Below are 19,129 nucleotides of genomic sequence, written 5' to 3' on the forward strand. Positions count from 1 at the left end.
ATTTCCTCTTCTTCTTCAATAGGTGGCACGGCCACCCGACAAATCGAATACCGCGCCGGTGGAGAACGAGCAATCCTCCGTGCACAGCCAGCTGACCATCGCCGCGATTTCCTCGGGCATGCCGAAGCGCCCCATCGGGATCTTCGACAGCATGAAGTCGATGTGCTGCTGCGACATCTGGTCGAACATGCCGGTCTTCACCGCCGCCGGGGTCACGCAGTTCACGCGGACGCCCGTGTCGGCCAGCTCCTTGCCGAGCGACTTGGTCAGCGCCATCACGCCGGCCTTGCTGGCACTATAGGCGCTGGCGTTCGGATTGCCGTCCTTGCCGGCGACGGAAGCGATGTTGACGATGCGGCCGTAGTTGGCCTCGCGCATCGCCGGCACCACCTCGCGGCAGCAGATGAACAGGCCCGTGAGGTTGACCTCCATCACCTGGCGCCAGGCGTCGACCGGATAGTCCCAGACCTTGGCGTTGGGGCCCGTGATGCCGGCGCTGTTGACCAGCGCATCGATGCGTTTTTCGCGCTGCAGGGTCGCCTTCACGGCTTCGCGCACCGACGTTTCGCTGGCCACGTCCACCACGACGAATCCCGCGCCGGCGCCGAGCTCGCGCGCTGCCTTCGATGCGGCCGCTTCGTCGCGGTCCCATACGGTCACGCGCCCTCCCGAGGCCAGCAGGCGCTGCGCGATGGCGAAGCCCAGGCCGGCGGCGCCGCCGGTGACGACCGCATGGCGGCCCTTGAAGTCGAGTTGGTTCATATCGTCATGCCTCCGTCCGCAGCATAAGCCTGGCCGGTGACGAACAGCGACTCGTCACTGGCCAGAAAAACCACCAGCGGGGCGATCTCCTCCGCCTTTGCCAATCGTCCCATCGGCTGCCGGGCGATGAAGGCCTTGCGCGCCGCCACCGGATCCGGGTTCGCATTGATGCGGTCGTGCAGCGACGGCGTGTCCACCGTGCCGGGGCAGATTGCATTGCAGCGAATGCCGTGGGTCACGTAATCCGCGGCCACGCTCTTGGTCAGGCCGATCACGGCCGCCTTGCTGGTGCCGTAGATGAAGCGGTTGGGCAAGCCCTTGATGCTGCTGCACACGCTGGCCATGTTGATGATGCTGCCGCGGCCGAGGCCGTCGTCGTTTTCCAGCATGCGGGGCAACGCGGCCTGGATCGCCCAGAACTGGGCGCGCACGTTCAGGTTGAGCGCGAAGTTCCATTCCTCGTCCGTCGCCTGCAGCACGGTGCCGCCGTGCACGAAGCCGGCGCAGTTGAACAGGATGTCGATGGCCGGCATCGACTGGATCACCTTGGTGATCGCCTGCTTGTCCAGCACGTCGAGCTGCACGCAGCGGATTCCCTGCACGCCTTCATAGCTGTCCAGCAATTTCGGGTTGACGTCGGTGGCCCAGACCTGGGCCCCTTCGGCGGCCAGCGCCAACGCGCAGGCCCGGCCCATGCCCTGGCCGGCCGCGGTGACGAGGGCGGTTCTGTTTTTCAGTCGCACGGTGGCTCCTTTGCCGAGGGCTAGGGGAACACCCCGATGCGTCGCCCCTGGCCGACCCCGATAGTAATTGGCCTGACCACTTGGCCAATCAGTACCGACCCTAGCCTCTCCGAGCATGCCCCTCCAAGCCGTCGAATCCAGCCGCCTGTACCGCCAGATCGCGGAGCAGCTGCGTGGCCTGATCAGTGCGGGGGAGTTCGACGCGGGCACCCGGCTGCCGGCCGAGCGGGACCTGGCGAAACAGCTGGGCGTGAGCCGGCCCTCGGTGCGCGAGGCGCTCATCGCGCTGGAAGTCGAAGGCTGGGTCGAGGTGCGCACCGGCTCGGGCATCTACGTGCAGCCGACGCAGCAGCGCCATGGGCACGGCGCATCGCGCGGCACCAACGGCAATGGCGACAGCGCCGACTGGGGCCCGCTGGAACTGATGCGCGCGCGCGAGCTGGTCGAAGGCGAAGTGGCGGCGCTGGCCGCGCGCCACGCGCGCAAGGCGCACATCGCCACCATGGCCGGCGCGCTCGAACGCATGCGCGAGGACGCCGCGGCCGGCGTGGAACCGCGCGCCGGGGACGAGGCCTTCCACACCGCCATCGCACAGGCTTGCGGCAACGAGGTGCTGAGCGACACCGTGCGCAGCTACTGGAACGCCCGCCACGGCCCCATCTTCGCGCGCCTGGGCGACTACTTCGAGAACCCGGCCTCCTGGAGCGCCGCGGTCGTCGAGCACGCGGCCGTGCTCGACGCGATCCGCGCGCGCGATGCGCAGGCCGCGCGCGACGCGATGCAGCAGCACCTGAAGAAAGCCACCAACCGATACAGCGCGAGCTGGCGCCGCGCCAACCATTCCTGACGCCAGAGCAAACCACTAGGAGACATCGATGAGCAAACGCCTGACCCTGAAACTGATCGCGGCCTGCGCGCTGGCATCCGCCGCTGCGGCGCCGGCCTTCGCGCAGACCAAGCTGAAGTGGGCGCACGTCTACGAGACGTCCGAGCCGTACCACAAGTGGTCGGTGTGGGCGGGCGACGAGTTCAAGAAGCGTACCAACGGCAAGTACGAGATCCAGGTGTTCCCGGCGTCCAGCCTGGGCAAGGAAAGCGAGATCAACCAGGGCCTGCAGCTGGGCACGGTGGACATCATCCTGACCGGCGCCTCTTTCGCGGCCACCTCGTTCCCGCGCCTGGCCGTCAGCTACTACCCGTTCACGTTCCGCGACGCCGACCATGTGATCAAGTACTCCAAGTCGGACGTCTTCAAGGAGCTGACCGAGGGCTACAAGAAGGCCACGGGCAACACCGTGACCGCCCTCACCTACTACGGCGCGCGCCATGCTACGTCGAACAAGCTGTTCACCAACTGCGACCAGATGAAAGGCCTGAAGATGCGCGTGCCCGACGCGCCGGCCTACACCGCGCTGCCGCGCGCCTGCGGCGCCAACCCGACGCCGATCGCCTTCGCCGAGGTCTACCTCGCGCTGCAGAACGGCACCGTCGACGCGCAGGAAAATCCGCTGCCCACCATCGAGGCCAAGAAGTTCTACGAAGTGCAGAAGAACATCATCCTCACCGGCCACATCGCCGACTCGCTGCTGACCGTGGTGTCGCCGAGCACGCTGTCCAAGCTGAGCCCGGCCGAACAGAAGATCCTGTTCGAGGTGACGCAGGAAGCCGCCGAGAAGGCGACCAACGACATCCGCAAGCGTGAAGGCGAGCTGGTCGACGAGTTCAAGAAGAAGGGCATCAACGTCGTGACCGTCGATCGCAACGACTTCCAGCAGCGCGTGCTGAAGGCCATCACCTTCGAATCCATGAAGCTGGACAAGAAGGACTGGGACCGCGTCGTCGGCCTCAAGTGATGCAGGCCGCCCGCACCGGCGAGGCGGCGGCTGGGGCGGGGCTGGTCCCCGCTTCGTCCGAGCGCTCGATGATCGACGACATGCCCCAGGTGATGGGGGACGACGGCGAGTTCCACGCGCAGGACGAAGCGGTGGACCTGTCCGGCACGCCGCACGAGGCGTGGCTCGCCCTCGGCTTCTTCTGGATCCTCGGGGCGGTGGTGTTCTACCAGTTCTTCACGCGCTACGTGCTGAACGACTCCGCCGCCTGGACGGAGGAGATCGCGCGCTACCTGCTCATTGCCGTGGTCTTCACCGGCGCCACCATCGGGGTGGCCAAGAACAGCCACATCCAGGTGGACTTCTTCTACCGCTTCATGTCGCCACGCCTCGCGCGCGTGCTGGCCACGGTCGTCGACATCATGCGCACGGCCTTCTTTGCCGCCGCCGTGGTGCTGACCATCCTGATGATGATGAAGCTGGGCACCAACTCGCGCATGACCATGGTCGACCTGCCCATGAACTGGGTGTACGGCGTGTGCGGCGTGGGCTTCGCGATGATGACCGTCCGCTCCGTGATGGTGGCGCGGCGGCACTGGCAGCGCGGCTACACCGTGCTCGAGCGCCCGATGACCGAAATGACCGACGACTAGGGTCCGGAAGAACACACGACATGCTCAAGATCCTCTTCCTGCTCCTCATGAGCGGCGGCATCCCGGTCGCGGTGGCGATGGCGGGTTCCTCGCTGATCTACATCCTGTACACCGGCAACCTGCCGCCGTTCGTGGTGATCCACCGCATGGTCAGCGGCATCGACAGCTTCCCCCTGCTGGCCGTGCCCTTCTTCATCCTGGCCGGCAACCTGATGAACAACGCCGGCATCACCAACCGCATCTACAACTATGCGCTCGCGCTGGTGGGATGGCTCAAGGGCGGCCTGGGCCACGTCAACGTGGTGGGCTCGGTGGTGTTCGCGGGCATGAGCGGCACGGCGATCGCCGACGCGGCAGGCCTGGGCACGATCGAGATCAAGGCGATGAAGGACCACGGCTACGAGACGGAGTTCGCCGTCGGCGTGACAGCCGCGTCCGCGACCCTGGGGCCGATCATCCCGCCGAGCCTGCCCTTCGTGATCTACGGGATGATGGCCAACGTGAGCGTCGGCGCGCTGTTCCTGGCCGGCATCCTGCCGGGCGCCATCATGGCGTTCCTGATGATGCTGACCGTGGCGTACTTCGCGCACAAGAACAACTGGGGCGGCGACGTCAAGTTCGAATGGCCACGCGTGCTCAAGGCGATCATGGAGACCCTGGTGGTGATCGGCTGGCCGGTGGTGGTCTGGGCGCTCGTCACGCAGCTGGGCTTCAATGCGCAATTGACGGTGCTGCTGTGCGGCATCCTGCTGTTCGCGGCGGACCGGGTGTTCAAGTTCCAGGCCGTGCTGCCGATCATGACGCCGGTGCTGCTGATCGGCGGCATGACGACGGGCGTGTTCACGCCCACCGAGGGCGCCATCGCGGCCTGCCTGTGGGCAATGATCCTCGGCTTCGCGTGGTACCGCACCTTGTCATGGAAGAGGTTCGTGAAGGTGTGCCTCGAGACCGTCGAGACCACGTCCACCGTGCTGTTCATCGTCGCGGCGGCCAGCATCTTCGGCTGGATGCTGACGGCGACCGGCGTCACCGCGGCGATCTCCACGTGGGTGCTCGGATTCACCCGCGAGCCGTGGGTTTTCCTGCTGCTGGCCAACGTGCTGATGCTGTTCGTGGGATGCTTCCTGGAGCCGACCGCCGCCATCACGATCCTGGTGCCGATCCTGGTGCCGATCTGCCAGCAGCTGGGCATCGACCTCGTGCACTTCGGGCTGGTGATGGTGCTCAACCTCATGATCGGGCTGTTGCACCCTCCGATGGGCATGGTGCTGTTCGTGCTGGCGCGGGTGGCCAAGCTGTCGGTGGAGAGAACCACCATGGCGATCCTGCCCTGGCTGATCCCGCTGCTGGCGTCGCTGGTGTTCATCACGTACGTGCCGCAGGCCGTGATGTGGTTGCCGAAGATGTTTTACTGAAGTCACCATGACCCCTTTCATCCGCCTTCATCCCGCCGACGACGTGCTCATCGCGCGCACGCAACTCGTCGGCGGCGCTGCCATCGAGAACGTCACCGCGCGCGGCCTGATCCCGCCGGGCCACAAGGTTGCCATGCGCGACATCGCGGTCGGCCAGCCGGTGCGGCGCTACAACCAGATCATCGGCTTCGCCAGCAAGCCCATCGCGGCCGGCGAGCACGTGCACACGCACAACCTGGACATGGGTCCCGACGGCGGCGCCTTCGAACGGGACTATGCCTTCGGGGCCGACGTCAAGCCGCAAGCGCCGCGCCGCGAAGCCACCTTCATGGGCATCAAGCGGGCCGACGGCCGCGTGGCCACGCGCAACTACATCGGCGTGCTGTCCAGCGTGAACTGCTCCGCCACGGCGGCCCGCGCGATCGCCGACCAGTTCTCGCGCCTGACCAATCCGCAGGCGCTGGAGCCCTTCCCCAACGTGGACGGCGTCGTGGCGCTCACCCACGGCACCGGCTGCGGCATGGACACCGAAGGCATGGGCATGCAGATCCTGGAGCGCACGCTCGCGGGCTATGCCACGCACCCCAACTTCGCCGCCGTGATCGTGGTGGGCCTGGGCTGCGAGGCCAACCAGATCAACGCCTGGCTGGCCCACAGCAGCCTGCGCGAAGGCGACACGCTGCAGGTGTTCAACATCCAGGACACCGGCGGCACCCGCAAGACGGTCGAAAAAGGCGTGGCGCTGGTCAAGCAGATGCTGCCGGCGGCCAATCGCGCCAGGCGCGAGCCGTGCAGCGCCGCGCACATCACCATCGGCCTGCAGTGCGGCGGCTCCGACGGCTACTCGGGCATCAGCGCCAACCCGGCGCTCGGCGCCGCGGTGGACCTGCTGGTGGCGCACGGCGGCACCGCGATCCTGTCGGAAACGCCGGAGATCTACGGCGCCGAGCATTTGCTCACGCGCCGCGCGGTCAAGCGCGAGGTGGGCGAGAAGCTGATCGAGCGCATCCGCTGGTGGGAGCACTACACCAAGGTCAACGAAGGCGAGATGAACAACAACCCGTCGCCCGGCAACAAGGCCGGCGGGCTGACCACCATCCTGGAAAAGTCGCTGGGCGCCGTGGCCAAGGGCGGCACCACCAACCTGGAGGCGGTGTACGAATACGCGGAGCCGGTCAGCGCGCACGGCTTCGTCTACATGGACACGCCCGGCTACGACCCGGTCAGCGCCACGGGCCAGGTGGCCGGCGGCGCCAACATGATCTGCTTCACCACCGGCCGCGGTTCCGCATACGGCTGCGCGCCCTCGCCCTCGCTGAAGATCGCCACCAACACGGCGCTGTGGACGCGGCAGGAAGAGGACATGGACATCAACTGCGGCGAGATCATCGACGGCAAGGCCTCGATCCAGGAGATGGGCGAGCGCATCTTCCGCCTGGTGCTGGCCACGGCATCCGGCGAGCACAGCAAGAGCGAACAGCATGGCTATGGCCAGAACGAGTTCGTTCCCTGGCAGGTCGGGGCTGTCATGTAGTCTGGATCCGGACAACCGGACAACCGGACAACCGGACGCAGAAGACGCAGAAGTTGCGCAGAAGACGCAAAAGAAACCTTGAATTTTTTGCGTCTTCCGCGTGCGTAGCTTCTGCGTCTTCTGCGTCCGGATGTTTATTCTCTTTTTCTTAGCGCCATGAGCAAGACTTTTCCCGCCGCACAACTGCGCGCCACCGTCTCGAACATCATCCAGGCCGCCGGCAGTTCGGCGCAGGAGGCGAAGACCGTCGCCGACAACCTGGTGCTTGCCAACCTGAGCGGCCACGATTCCCACGGCGTCGGCATGGTGCCGCGCTACATCGAAGCCGTCCTCGAAGGCGGGTTGAAGCCGAACACCGCCATCGAGGTGAAGCTGGACGCCGGCAGCCTGCTGGCGCTGGACGGCCGCCGCGGTTACGGTCAGGTGGTCGGCGAGCAGGCGATGGCGCTCGGCATGCAGCGCGCGCAGGAAAGCGGCAGTTGCATCCTGGCGCTGGCCAACGCGCACCACCTCGGGCGCATCGGCCACTTCGCCGAAATGGCGGTGGAGCGTGGCCTGGTCTCCATCCATTTCGTCAACGTGCAGTCGCGGCCCGTGGTTGCGCCGTTCGGCGGCGGCGACGGCCGCTACGGCACCAACCCGTTCTGCGTCGGCGTGCCGATCGCGGGCAGGCCGCCCTTCATCCTGGACTTCGCCACCAGCCGCGTCGCGCAAGGGAAGATGCGCGTGGCGCACAACGAGGGCCGGCAGGTGGAGCCGGGCTACCTGATCGACGAGACGGGCCACCCCACCACCAACCCCGGCGTGGTCGTCGTGCCGCAGCCGGGCGGCATGTTCGGCGCGCTGCTCGCGTTCGGCGAGCACAAGGGCTACGGCATGGCCGTGGCCTGCGAACTTCTCGGTGGCGCGCTGACCGGCAGCGGCACCTGGCATCGCCCCGCCGACAACCTGCGTGCCGTGATCAACGGCATGTTCACCGTGCTCGTCGATCCGCGCAAGCTCGGCACGCAGGACGGCTTTGCGAGCGAAGCACTCGCCTTCGTGGAGTGGCTCAAGCAGAGCCCGCCCGCGCCCGGCACCGACGGCGTCCTGCTTGCCGGCGAGCCGGAGCGCCGCGCGCGCCGGGACCGGGAGACCGGTGGCATCGTGCTGGACGATACGACCTGGGGCGAGGTCGTGGCGGCGGGGGCGAAGGTGGGGGTGCGGGTCGGGTAGGCCCTCGTCCTCACCCCGGCCCTCTCCCCGGCCCTCTCCCGGGGGGAGAGGGGGAACACCTTATTTGAGCGAGTTCCAGCGCTGGAAGTCACCGCGCGAGGAGGCGTCGGCCGGCACGTTCACCCAGCTGTAGGTGATGGTCGTGGTGCTGGACGTGATGCCCGGCGCGGGGCCGCCCATCACGGTGGTGGTGTGGTGCGGAACGACCGCGCTGCCGGGGATGATGCGCGGCGACGCGGCGGGGGCCAGGGGCGTGGACGGTGCAACCGCGATGCCGGTGCCGGAAGTGACGGGCACGCCGGTGCCCGACGACACGTTGCCGCTCGCGCCCACCGGCGCTTGCGAGCCGGTGTTCGGGTTCACGTTGACGCTGTTGCTCGCAGGGGCCGGGTTGCCTGCCGCGCCGGCACCTCCGCTGCTGCCGGCACCGCCACTGCCTTGCGCGAAGGCGGGGACCGAAACGCTGGCAGCGAGCGCCACGGCCAGGCCGATGTGCTTGAAGTTCATGGATAGCTCCTTGATTGGGTAGCGCCATTCGATGACGCCAGCCCGGCCGCTGCCGCCAGCATGGGCTGACGGCGCCTGTCAGTCATGCCCGACGCCGCGATTACGGCACAGGCAGCGGCGGCAGCGCACGCACCACCTCGCCCGCTACGGGGAAGATGCGGTCGCCGGCCCTGGGCTCGATGCGGTGCATCCCGGTGAAGCTGCCGAACGCGGGCAGGATGCCGACGGCCTGGCGCGGCAGCTGGCCGCTGTCGTCGCCCATCCAGAAGCACGGCAGGCGCAAGCGCTCGAAGGCCCGCCCGGCCACGCTGATGCACGGATGCCAGTGGCCGGCCAGCACATAGGTGCCGGGCAGGGGCCTGGGGTGGTGGCACAGCGCGAACGGGCCGAGCATCAGGGGCTCATCGACCACGTCGAAGTGCAGGCTCTGCGGCGGATCGCCGGCGCGGTCGTCGTGGTTGCCGCGCACGAGCGTCAATTCCAGCTCCGGATGCCGTTCCCGCCAATCGTGCAGCACGCCCAGCGTCCCGGCCGCGTGCGAACGGACCGAGTGCAGGAAGTCCCCGAGGAACACCACGCGCCGTGCGCTGGTGTCGGCGATCGCACGCTCGAGCCTGGCGATCGTCTCGCTGGTGGTGCCGCGCGGCACCGGCACGCCGAGCTTGCGAAAGCTCACCGCCTTGCCGAAGTGCGCGTCGGCGACCAGCAGCGTGGAGTGGGCGGAGAGGTAAAGGGTGCCGCTCGGATGCAGGAGCGCATCCTCGCCGGCGAGGCGGATACGGAGCATGGAGGGGGATTGTCGGCGACGTGCCGGACGCCGGGGTGCGCGTCCGCGCAACCCGGCCTACGGCATGGGGGACGTGACGGGCCGATCCCGTAGGTCGGGTTGCGCGCATGCGCACCCCGACAACCAGGCGTCAAAGCATCCGGGCGAGCGAAGCGTCCAGGTGCTCCGACGGCATGCGCTTGAACCCCGAGCGCGCAAAGCGCTGCAGGCGCCCGACGATGAAGGCCGTCAACACCGACGCCCGCACCTGCGCATCGACGGTGGGCGCGGCAGCGTCCGTGCTGGCGCGCAGGCACTGCTTGAGCGATGCCTCCACCTTGTCGAAGAACTGGTTCATGCGCTGCTGCAGGCGCTCGTTCTCGAAGACGAGGGCGTCGCCGACCATCACGCGCGTCATGCCCGGGTTCTTCTCGGCAAACTGGATCAGCATCGCGACGATGCGTCCGGCCTGCGAGGCGCCGGCGGTCTCGCGCTCGGCGATCTGGTTGATGAGGGTGAAGACGCTCTGTTCGATGAACTCGATGAGGCCTTCGAACATCTGCGCCTTGCTGGCGAAGTGGCGGTACAGCGCCGCCTCGCTGACTTCCAGCCGCGCGGCCAGGGCGGCGGTGGTGATGCGCTCGGCGCCCGGCTGTTCCAGCATCGTCGCCAGCGCCTGCAGGATCTGCACGCGCCGCTCGCCGGGCTTGGGCCGCTTGCGCACCGCCGCGGGGCTGTCGCTGCCTGGAGTGGGTTCGGGGGAATCGAGCTCGGCGTGCGTCATGTGTTGCAGGTCAGCGGTGCGATTCATTCTCGCATACCCAGCCGTGGCTTTCCGGCAGCCCATCCGCGCCAAAGGGCCGTCCGGCGCCAGTAACTGCTCACCCCGGGAAGACCAGTGTGACTTTCAAGCCACGTCCGCTGGCGCCCGGCTGCAATTGCAGGTGGCTGTGGTGGACACGCGCGATTTCTTCTGCGATGGCGAGGCCCAGGCCGTTGCCTTCGCCCAGGGTGCCCTGCACCCGATAGAAGCGCTCCAGGATCCGCGGCAGTTCCGCCGGCGCTACGCCAGGCCCGTCGTCCTCGACTTCCAGCACGGCGAAATCGTCGCGCCGGCCGCAGCGGATGGTGACGCTGCCGCCCTCGTGGCTGTACTTGATGGCGTTGTCCACCAGGTTGGCCAGCAACTCGCGCAGCAGCCACTCGTGGCCCATCACCTGCGCCGGCTCCGCGTCCAGCCCCAGGTCGATGCCACGCGCCGTCGCCGCGTCGAGATGCCGCTCCAGGCAGTCTTCGCACAGCGCCTTCAGGTCGATCTGCTGCACCGGCTGCGAATGCATGCCGCGCGCGTCGGCGCGGGACAGCGCGAGCAACTGGTTGGCCAGTTGCGAGGTGCGGCGGGTGGCGTTGCGCAACTTCAGGACCTGCTCGGTCGGCAGCGCCAGCGTCTCCTGCGCCGGGCTCGCGCTCGCCGCCTGCGCCCAGGCTTCCACCTGCGCCTGCAGGCCCGCCAGCGGCGTGCGCAACTGGTGCGCAGCATCGGCGACGAAGCGCCGCTGGCTTTCAGCCTGCGCATTCACCAGGCCGAACAGGCGATTGAGCGAATCCACCAGCGGCCGAACTTCCTCCGGCGACGACCCGGTGTCGATGGCGCTCAGGTCGCGCGGCGAGCGCCGCTCGACCGCCTCCTTCAAGGCGAGCAGCGGTTTCAACGCGCGCTCCACCGCCCAGCCGACGGCGAAGGCGGCGAGCGCGATCAGCACGAAGTTGGGCAACAGCACCTTGTAGGCGATGGAGCTGGCCCACTGCTGGCGCGGATCGGAGCCGTCGCCGACCGCGATGACCACTTCGCCCAGCACCGTCTGCTGCCGCTGCCGCACGATGCGCCAGGTGGCGCCCGCGTATTCCTCGCTATGCACCTCGGGTGCGGCGTCGGTGGGCGGCAGGCCGGCGAGCCAGTCATCGCCCGCGAGCACCTTCCCGTCGACGTCGAGGACGGCGTAGCCGGCGGAGCCGGGCCGCTCCTTCAGGAACTCCTCCACCGGCGGGGCCACCAGCAGCAGCGGGCGGTCGTCCATCTCGCCGATGACGGAGTCCGCCACCAGCGGCACCAGCGCCAGCAGCCGCTGGTCCTGCTGCAGGGCCACGTTGCCCGCGGAGCGGTAGTCCAGCCAGGCGTTCAGGATGGCCAGCAGGACGAGCGGCACGATCAGCATCACCACCAGCCGCCGGCGCAGGCCGGACGTCATGCCCAGCACGCCGCTGGGGCGGACGCGCGCCCGCGGCAGGAAGGACAGCTTCACTCGGCGTCGGTCGGCCGCAGCTCGAGGCGATAGCCGAAGCCGCGGATCGAGCGCAGCGCCACGCCGTGCGGCTCCAGCTTGCCGCGCAGGCGCGAGATGTACACCTCCACGGCGTTGGGCGTGATCTCCTTGTCCCACCCGGTCAGGGCCTGCAGCAGCTTGTCCTTGCTCGCAGGCTTGGGCGCGTTGATCAGCAGGTACTCCATCACCGTCCACTCGCGCGGGCCGAGTTCGATGGGAACCGACTGGCCGCTGCGTTGCGCGCTGGCGCGGCGGTTCGCCGTGTCGAGCTCGATGGGGCCGAAGGACAGCACCGCGGATGTCGCCGCCTGCGACCGCCGCAGCAGCGCGCGCAGGCGCGCCAGCAGCTCGGGCAGCTCGAAGGGCTTGACCATGTAGTCGTCGGCGCCCAGGTCCAGCCCCTGCACGCGGTCGTGCAGCGCGTCGCGTGCGGTGAGGATCAGCACCGGCATGTTCTGGCTGGCCATCTCCGGGCGCCGCAGGCGCCGCGTCAGCTCCAGTCCGTCCATGTTGGGCAGGCCGATGTCGATGATCGCGGCGTCGAACACCTCCGTGCGCAGCACTTCCTCCGCGCGCTCGCCGCTACCGACCCAGTCGACCGCATAGCCGGCATCGGACAGCCCCAGCTTGATGCCGCTGGCAACCATCACGTCGTCTTCAACCAGGAGCAGGCGCATGTCAGCTGGAACGGATCATCGTTCCGTAGGCCTGGTCGGTGAGGATCTCGAGCAGCATCACGTGCGGCACGCGGCCGTCGATGATGTGCACCGCGTTCACGCCGGCCTTGGCCGCATCGAGGGCGCCGCTGATCTTCGGCAGCATGCCGCCGGAGATGGTGCCGTCCGCGAACAGCGCGTCGATCTCCCTGGACGTCAGTTCCGTCAGCAGCTTGCCGGTCTTGTCCAGCACGCCCGGCGTATTGGTCAGCAGCACCAGCTTCTCGGCCTTCAGCACCTCGGCCAGCTTGCTCGCCACCACGTCGGCGTTGATGTTGTAGCTCTCGTTCTCGTCGCCGAAGCCGATGGGGCTGATGACGGGAATGAAGTTGTCTTCCAGCAGCGCGCGCACCACGCCGGGGTTGATCTCGACGATGTCGCCCACCTGGCCGACGTCGTGTTCCTTGCTCGGGTCCTTGGCGTCGATCATCTTCAGCTTGCGCGCGCGGATCAGGCCGCCGTCGCGCCCGGTCAAGCCCACGGCCTGGCCGCCGGCCTTGTGGATGAAGCCGACGATGTCCTGCTGCACCTCGCCGGCCAGGACCCATTCCACGACTTCCATCGTCTCGGCGTCGGTCACCCGCATGCCCTGGATGAATTCGCCCTTCTTGCCCAGGCGGTGAAGGGCCTGCTCGATCTGCGGGCCGCCGCCGTGCACCACCACCGGGTTGATGCCGACCAGCTTGAGCAAGACCACGTCTTCGGCAAAGTCCGCCTGCAGCTCGGGATCGGTCATGGCGTTGCCGCCGTACTTGATCACCATGGTCTTGCCGTGGAACTTGCGGATGTAAGGCAGCGCCTGGGCGAGGATCTCTGCCTTGTCGCGCGGGGCGATATGGGTGACGTCGGTCATGGGCGGGTTCTGGGGGTTTTCGCGATTTTGCCGTATTGCGGGTGGGGGGCCCGATGGAAGAGCCGCACCGGTCACCGGGGTTCGGCTGCGCGCTCACCCCGGCCTACGATCATCCTTGTAGGCCGGGGTGAGCGCGAAGCCGAACCCCGGTGACTCAATGACTGATACCGTCGCTGCGCGCCACCTTGATGCAGGTCAGCAGCAGGATCCGCAGGTCGAGCCACAAGCTGCGCCGCCGCAAATACTCCTCGTCGAGCGCCACCTTGTCGGGAATGGACAGCGCGTCGCGCCCGTTCACCTGCGCCCAGCCGGTCAGGCCCGGCACCAGCGCGTCCACGCCACGCTGCGTGCGCAGGCTGATCAGGTCGTCCTGGTTGAACAGCGCGGGGCGCGGGCCGACGAAGCTCATGTCACCCTTGAGGATGCTCCACAGCTGCGGCAATTCGTCCAGGCTGGTCTTGCGCAGGAAAGCGCCGATGGGCGTGAGCCACGCGTCCGGTTCGGGCAACAGGTGCGTCGCCACCGGCGGCGTGCCGATGCGCATGGTGCGGAACTTCGGCATGCGGAAGATGCGGTTGCGGATCCCCACCCGGTCGGACCAGTACAGGATGGGGCCTTCGGACGACAGCCGCACCGCCAGCGCCACCAGCAGCATCGGCACGGCCAGCAGGGCCAGCGCCAGCGTGCCGAGCAGCAGGTCGAACAATCGCTTCATGCGACGGCGGCCCCCGTCAACCGCGCACGACCTTGCGGATCGTGTCGACGATGCGGTCCACCTGCGCCTCGCTCATGTTCGATCCGGAAGGCAGGCACAGGCCCTGCGCGAACAGCCGGTCCGACACCGATTCGGCACCGTGACGGAAGTAGGCGCACTGCGCGAACACTGGTTGCAGGTGCATCGGCTTCCACAGAGGACGCGCCTCGATCAGCTCGCCGGCCAGGCGGCGGATCAATTCTGCGCTGTCCATGCCGGAGCGCGGCGTGATCGTGCAGGCGCTGAGCCAGTGCGTGGCGTAGCTCCATTGCGGCTCGGGCATCCATTGCAGCGCATCGATATCGGCCAGCGCCGCGCGGTATTTCAGGAACACGGCACGCCGCGCCTCCACCCGCTGCTGCAGCACGCGCAACTGCCCGCGCCCCACGCCGGCGAGGATGTTGCTCATGCGGTAGTTGAAGCCGATCTCGCTGTGCTGGTAATGCGGCGCCGGGTCGCGCGCCTGCGTCGCCAGGAAGCGTGCCCTCTCGATCATCGCCTGGTCGTCGGACACCAGCATGCCGCCGCCCGAGGTGGTGATGATCTTGTTGCCGTTGAAGGAATAGATGCCGAGCGCGCCGAAGGTGCCGCTCGCGCGCCCCTTGTACCGCGCCCCCAGTGACTCCGCCGCGTCTTCCACCAGCGCCACGCCGTACTGCCGGCACAGGGCCATCAGCGGGTCCATGTCCGCGCTCTGGCCGTACAGGTTGACCACGATCACGGCCTTGGGCAGCTTGCCTTCCCGTTGGCCCGCGACGAGGCCCGCCTCCAGCGCCGCCGGGGACATGTTCCAGCTGATGTCGTCGGAGTCGATGAAGACCGGCTCCGCGCCCTGGTACACGATGGGGTTGGCACTGGCCGCGAAGGTGAGCGTGGAGCAGAACACGCGATCGCCGGGCCCCACGCCGAGCAGACGCAGCGCCAGGTGGATCGCCGCGGTGCCGGAGCTCAACGCGGCCGCGTGGCCGATGCCCACCAGGTCGGCCAGCTCGCGCTCGAAAGCGTCGACGTTGGGGCCGAGCGGAGCGATCCAGTTGGTGCGGAACGCTTCCTCCACAAAGTCGCGCTCCGTGTCGCCCATGTGCGGCGTGGACAGCAGGATCTGTTCGTCGATCTCGCGCCGCTCCACCACGGCCACCGCGCGCCCCGCGGCATCGAGCACCGGCACGTGGTTGATGGCATGCTGGTTCATCAGGTCCAGCGCCTGCCGGCGCGTGAAGCCCTCGGGCAGCACCACGGATTGAATCTTCGGCAGGCGTTCCAGCGTCGCCTCCAGCGAACCCGTCTCCAGCAGCAGCCGCCGCAAGTCACCGTCGGTGACCGTGCGCTCGAAGGCGCCGTCCGGCTGCGTCAGCAGCAGGATGCCGGTGCCCGCCTTGTCCAGCGCCGCCAGCACCTCGCGCAGGTTGCCGGCGCGAACGACCTGCATCGGGCCGATGTCGTTCACTGCGGCCTTCGGCTCAGGGGTGCGGCCGGCACGCCGACCCAGGTGGCGCCGGAAGGAACGTCGCGGGTGACGACGGCCCCGGCGCCGATGGTGCTGTCGTCACCGACGCGCACGCCCGGCAGCACGTTGGCGCCCGCCCCCACCATGACGCGGCGGCCGATCTGCACGGACCCGCCCAGCGTGGCGTGCGGCGCGATGTGCGTGAAGGCGCCGACGACGCAGTCGTGGTCGACGACGGCCCCATGGTTGACGATAACGGATTCACCGAGCCGCGCCATCGGCCCGACCACCGCCAGCGCCGCCACGAAGCTGCCGGCGCCCACCACGGCGAACGTCGAGATCACCGCCGCGGGATGCAGCACGGTGAACGGGACGTGCAAGGCGGCTGCCAGCTCCCCGAAGGGCAGCTCGCGCACCCGGCCCACCCCGATGCCGACGTGGAACAGGTCGGCGGTGGAGGCCTCGCGCGCGAGGATCGGCCCGCCGAGGTAATCGCGGCCTTGCAGTTGCGGCCTGTCGTCGACCACGTCGATGTCCGCGCGCGTGCGGCCGCCCGCGATGATGGCGTCGAGCACCACCTTGGCATGGCCGCCGGCGCCGAGCAGCAGGATCTTGTCAGTAGGCATTGGTCTTCTTCATCAGGGCGGCATCCAGTGGAACGGTCGCCAGCAGCTGCACGATGCGCGGCCCGCTGGCGCCGTCGCCGTACACATTGTCGGCGGGAAAGCGGCCGTGGCCCAGCGCTTGCCGGACGGCCGCGGCGACGGCTGGCGCATCGGCATCGCAGCCGATCACGTTGGCGTTGCGCTCGCGTTGGTGCTGGCGCTGTCCGATGTCGACCACGGGGGTGCCGAAAGTGGCCGCCTCGATGATGCCGGCGCTGGAATTGCCGACCAGGACGTCGGCGGCGGCCATCCAGCTGGCGAAGTCCGCCCGCGGCAGGTGCGTCGCCAACCGGAGTTCCCCGGCCTGGCTGCGTTGCTGCAGCACGGTGCGGACCGCCTGGCTGCCGGCATCGGCATTCGGCAGCAGCGCCAGGACCTGCAGGCCTTGCGCAGCCAGCGCGTCCAGGATCGCGGCGGCCTGCGCACCGGCAGCGTCCGCCTCCTGCAGCACGGGATGGAAAACGAACAGCGCGATCGGCCGGTCCGGGTCGAAGCCGGCCTCGCGCGCCAACTCCGCGCGCGGGCGCGTGGCCAGTGCCGCCAGGCCGTCGAGTCCCGGCGCTCCCGTGACCCACACGCGGTCCGGCGCCTCGCCCATGCGCACCACGCGCTCCCGCGCGCCGGGGCTTGCGGTGAAGTGCAGGTGCGCCAGCTTGGTGATGGCGTGCCGCACCGGCTCGTCCACGGTGCCGGAACGCTCGCCGCCGTGGACATGCGCCACCGGGATGTTCAGGTGGATCGCGGCCAGCGCGCCGGCCAGCATCTCGCCACGGTCGCCGAGCAGCAGCACCACGTCCGGCCGCTGCTCTTGCCACAGGGCGGTGAAGGCCACCAGCATCTGGCCGATGTTGCGGGCCATCGTGGCGCCGGTGGGAGGGTCCGTTTCCACCGGCACCGTCGCGCGGATCGGCAACCCGCTCGCCTCGATCTCGCGCAGGGTCTGGCCGTGCGCCTGCGAAAGGTGCATGCCGGTCGCCACGATCTCCAGCGCCAGTTGCGGATGCGAATGGATCGCCTGCAGCGTGGACCGCATCAGCCCGAAGTCGGCGCGGGTGCCGCTCACGTAGCAGATGCGCCGCCGCTTCATTCCAGGTCCGACCACCGCAGTGTGGAGCCGGCGGGGATGGCGCGGCGCGCGCGCTTGCCGGGCACCCGGTCGCGCTCGCGCGGGGCGATGCCCGTGCCGGGGCGCAGCAGCGTGAGGTCCGCCAGCTGCAGCGTGGCGCCAGCGGCGATGTCGCGCACCGTCGTCACGCTGCGCCGCACCAGCGCGCGCACCGGCAACTCGGACGCGGTGGGCTCCTTGGTCTCCGAACCCATGGACGCCTCGACCGCGCGGATCTGGCTGACCATGGCGGACAGTTCCCGCGGCTCGAGCGAGGCCGCATGGTCCGGACCCGCCATGGCGCGGTCCAGCGTGAAATGCTTTTCGATGATGGTCGCGCCCAGCGCGACGGCCGCCGCGGACACCGCGATGCCGCTGGTGTGGTCCGAGTAGCCGACCGGCAGCCGCGTGGCGCGCGCGATGGTCGCCATGGCGCGCAGGTTGACGTCGCTGTAGGCGGCCGGATAGTTGGACGTGCAATGCAGCACCGTCACCATCTCCTTCATCGAGGCCCGGAAGCCCCGGCCCTGGCGCGTGGCGGCAATCGTGCGCACCGCGTCCAGGATTTCCGACAGCGACGCCATGCCGGTGGAGACGATCAGCGGAACGTCCTTGGCCGCGAGGAATTCCAGGAAGGGCATATTGGTGATCTCGCCCGATGGCACCTTGATGCGCCCCATGCCGAGCTGCAGCAGGAAATCCGCCGCTTCCTCGTCGAACGGCGTCGACATGAATTCGATGCCCAGTTCCGTGCAGCGGGCGAACAGCCGCCGATGCGCATCCCGCGACAGCTCCAGCGCCTTCAGCATCGCATGCTGGTCACCCGCGCCGGTCTGCCGCTTCTGGTACTCCGCCTTCGCCGCGCCGCGCAGCACCAGCTTGTCGGCGTCGAAGGTCTGGAACTTGACGGCGTCGGCGCCGCATTCGGCGGCGGTCTGCACCAGCTGCAGCGCCAGCGCCTCGTCGCCATTGTGGTTGACCCCCGCCTCAGCGATGACGAAAGTTCTCATGGCGTCACCACGCGGTCCAGCCGCCGTCCACCATCAGGTTCTGACCCGTGACCCAGGCCGACAGGTCACTGGCCAGGAAGGCGATGGCGCCCTTGAAGTCCTCCTCGCGGCCCATGCGCTTGAGGGGCGTGCGCGCCTCGTACTTCTGCACGAACGCCGGCGCCTGCCCGCGCGCCACGCCACCGGGGCTGATGCAGTTGACGCGCACGTGCGGGCCCAGCACGGTGGCCAGCCAGCGCGTCGCCTGCACCAGGCCGCCCTTGCTGATGGCGTACGCCGCGGGGTTGCCCATGGCCGTGCCCTCGTACAGGTCCATGTCCGGACCCACGACGCCGTAGATCGAGCCGACGTTGACGATGCTGCCGTGGCCACCTTCCTGGAGCAACGGCGCAAAGAGCTGCGCCAGATGGAATGCCGCCGTGAGGTTGACCTCCAGCGCGCGTCGCCAGGTGGCGATGCTTTGCTGCTCGAAGGGGGCGACCCAGCCCTGCAGCGCGCTGTCGCCGACGAAGCCCGCGTTGTTCACCAGGACGTCGGCGCGGCCGCACAGGTCGCGCACGCGCTGCGGCAGGGCCACGCGCTGCGCCTCATCCTCCAGGTCCACCGGCAAGGCGTGCACGGTTGCGCCGGTTGCGCCGCGCAGGGCATCGGCGGCGGACTGCAGGGCCGGTGCATCGCGGTCCACCAGGCAGACCACGGCGTCCCGCTCGGCCAGCGCCTCGGCCATCGCGCGGCCGATGTGGCCGGCGCCGCCGGTGAGCACGGCGACGCGGCCACTCAGGTCACCGAGTTCGGCAAGGGTGCGCAGGGGAGTCACGGTGGCCATGG

General features: G+C 68.8%; 20 protein-coding genes. 6 read left to right on the top strand and 14 right to left on the bottom strand.

The genetic code is table 11. The annotated features are described in order from the left end of the window. Window positions 1–15: 15 nt before the first annotated feature. Window positions 16–762, bottom strand: a complete 747-nt coding sequence (locus WG902_RS15180) for an SDR family NAD(P)-dependent oxidoreductase (protein WP_340060977.1) — start codon at window positions 760–762, stop codon at window positions 16–18. Continuing rightward, window positions 759–1,505 carry an SDR family oxidoreductase gene (locus WG902_RS15185; protein ID WP_340060978.1) on the bottom strand — a complete coding sequence of 249 codons (747 nt, stop codon included), beginning with the start codon at window positions 1,503–1,505 and terminating at the stop codon, window positions 759–761. Before WG902_RS15185 ends, WG902_RS15180 begins: the two co-directional genes overlap by 4 nt. 115 nt (window positions 1,506–1,620) lie before the next feature. Between WG902_RS15185 and WG902_RS15190 the strand changes: the two genes are divergently transcribed. The 6 genes from WG902_RS15190 (at window position 1,621) to WG902_RS15215 (ending at window position 8,154) form a co-directional block, all read left to right on the top strand. Beyond that, complete coding sequence (locus WG902_RS15190) at window positions 1,621–2,352, top strand: FadR/GntR family transcriptional regulator (RefSeq protein ID WP_340060979.1); 732 nt, start codon at window positions 1,621–1,623, stop codon at window positions 2,350–2,352. Window positions 2,353–2,380: 28 nt separating this feature from the next. Then, a complete protein-coding gene (locus tag WG902_RS15195; protein WP_340060980.1) occupies window positions 2,381–3,358 on the top strand; it encodes a sialic acid TRAP transporter substrate-binding protein SiaP in 978 nt (325 codons plus the stop codon). Between the two features lie 68 nt (window positions 3,359–3,426). Further along, entirely contained in the window at window positions 3,427–3,990 is a 564-nt protein-coding gene (locus WG902_RS15200) for a TRAP transporter small permease (RefSeq protein ID WP_340061287.1), read from the top strand. A gap of 20 nt (window positions 3,991–4,010) precedes the next feature. Further along, complete coding sequence (locus tag WG902_RS15205) at window positions 4,011–5,405, top strand: TRAP transporter large permease (protein WP_340060981.1); 1,395 nt, start codon at window positions 4,011–4,013, stop codon at window positions 5,403–5,405. A 7-nt stretch (window positions 5,406–5,412) separates the two neighbouring features. After that, the gene (locus tag WG902_RS15210) at window positions 5,413–6,939 is read left to right on the top strand and encodes a UxaA family hydrolase (protein ID WP_340060982.1); all 1,527 of its coding nucleotides are present in this window, start codon (window positions 5,413–5,415) and stop codon (window positions 6,937–6,939) included. A 156-nt stretch (window positions 6,940–7,095) separates the two neighbouring features. Next, complete coding sequence (locus WG902_RS15215) at window positions 7,096–8,154, top strand: malate/lactate/ureidoglycolate dehydrogenase (RefSeq protein ID WP_340060983.1); 1,059 nt, start codon at window positions 7,096–7,098, stop codon at window positions 8,152–8,154. A 60-nt stretch (window positions 8,155–8,214) separates the two neighbouring features. Here WG902_RS15215 and WG902_RS15220 read toward each other — a convergent pair whose 3' ends face one another. From WG902_RS15220 to WG902_RS15275, 12 genes are all read right to left on the bottom strand, one after another. Beyond that, a complete protein-coding gene (locus WG902_RS15220) occupies window positions 8,215–8,661 on the bottom strand; it encodes a hypothetical protein (RefSeq protein ID WP_340060984.1) in 447 nt (148 codons plus the stop codon). A gap of 100 nt (window positions 8,662–8,761) precedes the next feature. Further along, entirely contained in the window at window positions 8,762–9,448 is a 687-nt protein-coding gene (pdeM, locus tag WG902_RS15225) for a ligase-associated DNA damage response endonuclease PdeM (protein ID WP_340060985.1), read from the bottom strand. 130 nt (window positions 9,449–9,578) lie between these two features. Further along, a complete protein-coding gene (gene slmA / locus WG902_RS15230) occupies window positions 9,579–10,211 on the bottom strand; it encodes a nucleoid occlusion factor SlmA (protein WP_340061288.1) in 633 nt (210 codons plus the stop codon). A 97-nt stretch (window positions 10,212–10,308) separates the two neighbouring features. Next, window positions 10,309–11,676, bottom strand: a complete 1,368-nt coding sequence (locus WG902_RS15235; protein WP_340061289.1) for a sensor histidine kinase — start codon at window positions 11,674–11,676, stop codon at window positions 10,309–10,311. A gap of 50 nt (window positions 11,677–11,726) precedes the next feature. Then, window positions 11,727–12,428 carry a response regulator transcription factor gene (locus WG902_RS15240; protein WP_340060986.1) on the bottom strand — a complete coding sequence of 234 codons (702 nt, stop codon included), beginning with the start codon at window positions 12,426–12,428 and terminating at the stop codon, window positions 11,727–11,729. Window position 12,429: 1 nt separating this feature from the next. Further along, complete coding sequence (gene argB, locus WG902_RS15245; protein WP_340060987.1) at window positions 12,430–13,320, bottom strand: acetylglutamate kinase; 891 nt, start codon at window positions 13,318–13,320, stop codon at window positions 12,430–12,432. Window positions 13,321–13,474: 154 nt separating this feature from the next. Further along, window positions 13,475–14,035, bottom strand: coding sequence for a sugar transferase (locus WG902_RS15250; RefSeq protein WP_340060988.1), 561 nt, complete (start codon window positions 14,033–14,035; stop codon window positions 13,475–13,477). A gap of 16 nt (window positions 14,036–14,051) precedes the next feature. Continuing rightward, window positions 14,052–15,521: an aminotransferase class I/II-fold pyridoxal phosphate-dependent enzyme gene (locus WG902_RS15255; protein ID WP_340060989.1), complete on the bottom strand. Its 1,470-nt coding sequence runs from the start codon at window positions 15,519–15,521 to the stop codon at window positions 14,052–14,054. Continuing rightward, a complete protein-coding gene (locus tag WG902_RS15260) occupies window positions 15,518–16,147 on the bottom strand; it encodes an acetyltransferase (protein ID WP_340060990.1) in 630 nt (209 codons plus the stop codon). The genes WG902_RS15255 and WG902_RS15260 overlap by 4 nt, the downstream gene beginning before the upstream one ends. Continuing rightward, window positions 16,137–17,273, bottom strand: a complete 1,137-nt coding sequence (gene neuC / locus WG902_RS15265) for a UDP-N-acetylglucosamine 2-epimerase (RefSeq protein ID WP_340060991.1) — start codon at window positions 17,271–17,273, stop codon at window positions 16,137–16,139. Before neuC ends, WG902_RS15260 begins: the two co-directional genes overlap by 11 nt. After that, complete coding sequence (gene neuB / locus WG902_RS15270) at window positions 17,270–18,301, bottom strand: N-acetylneuraminate synthase (RefSeq protein ID WP_340060992.1); 1,032 nt, start codon at window positions 18,299–18,301, stop codon at window positions 17,270–17,272. Before neuB ends, neuC begins: the two co-directional genes overlap by 4 nt. Before the next feature lie 4 nt (window positions 18,302–18,305). Then, window positions 18,306–19,127, bottom strand: coding sequence for an SDR family oxidoreductase (locus WG902_RS15275; RefSeq protein ID WP_340060993.1), 822 nt, complete (start codon window positions 19,125–19,127; stop codon window positions 18,306–18,308). Window positions 19,128–19,129: the final 2 nt, after the last annotated feature.

Source organism: Ramlibacter sp. PS3R-8 (assembly GCF_037572435.1).
Taxonomy (GTDB): domain Bacteria; phylum Pseudomonadota; class Gammaproteobacteria; order Burkholderiales; family Burkholderiaceae_C; genus Ramlibacter.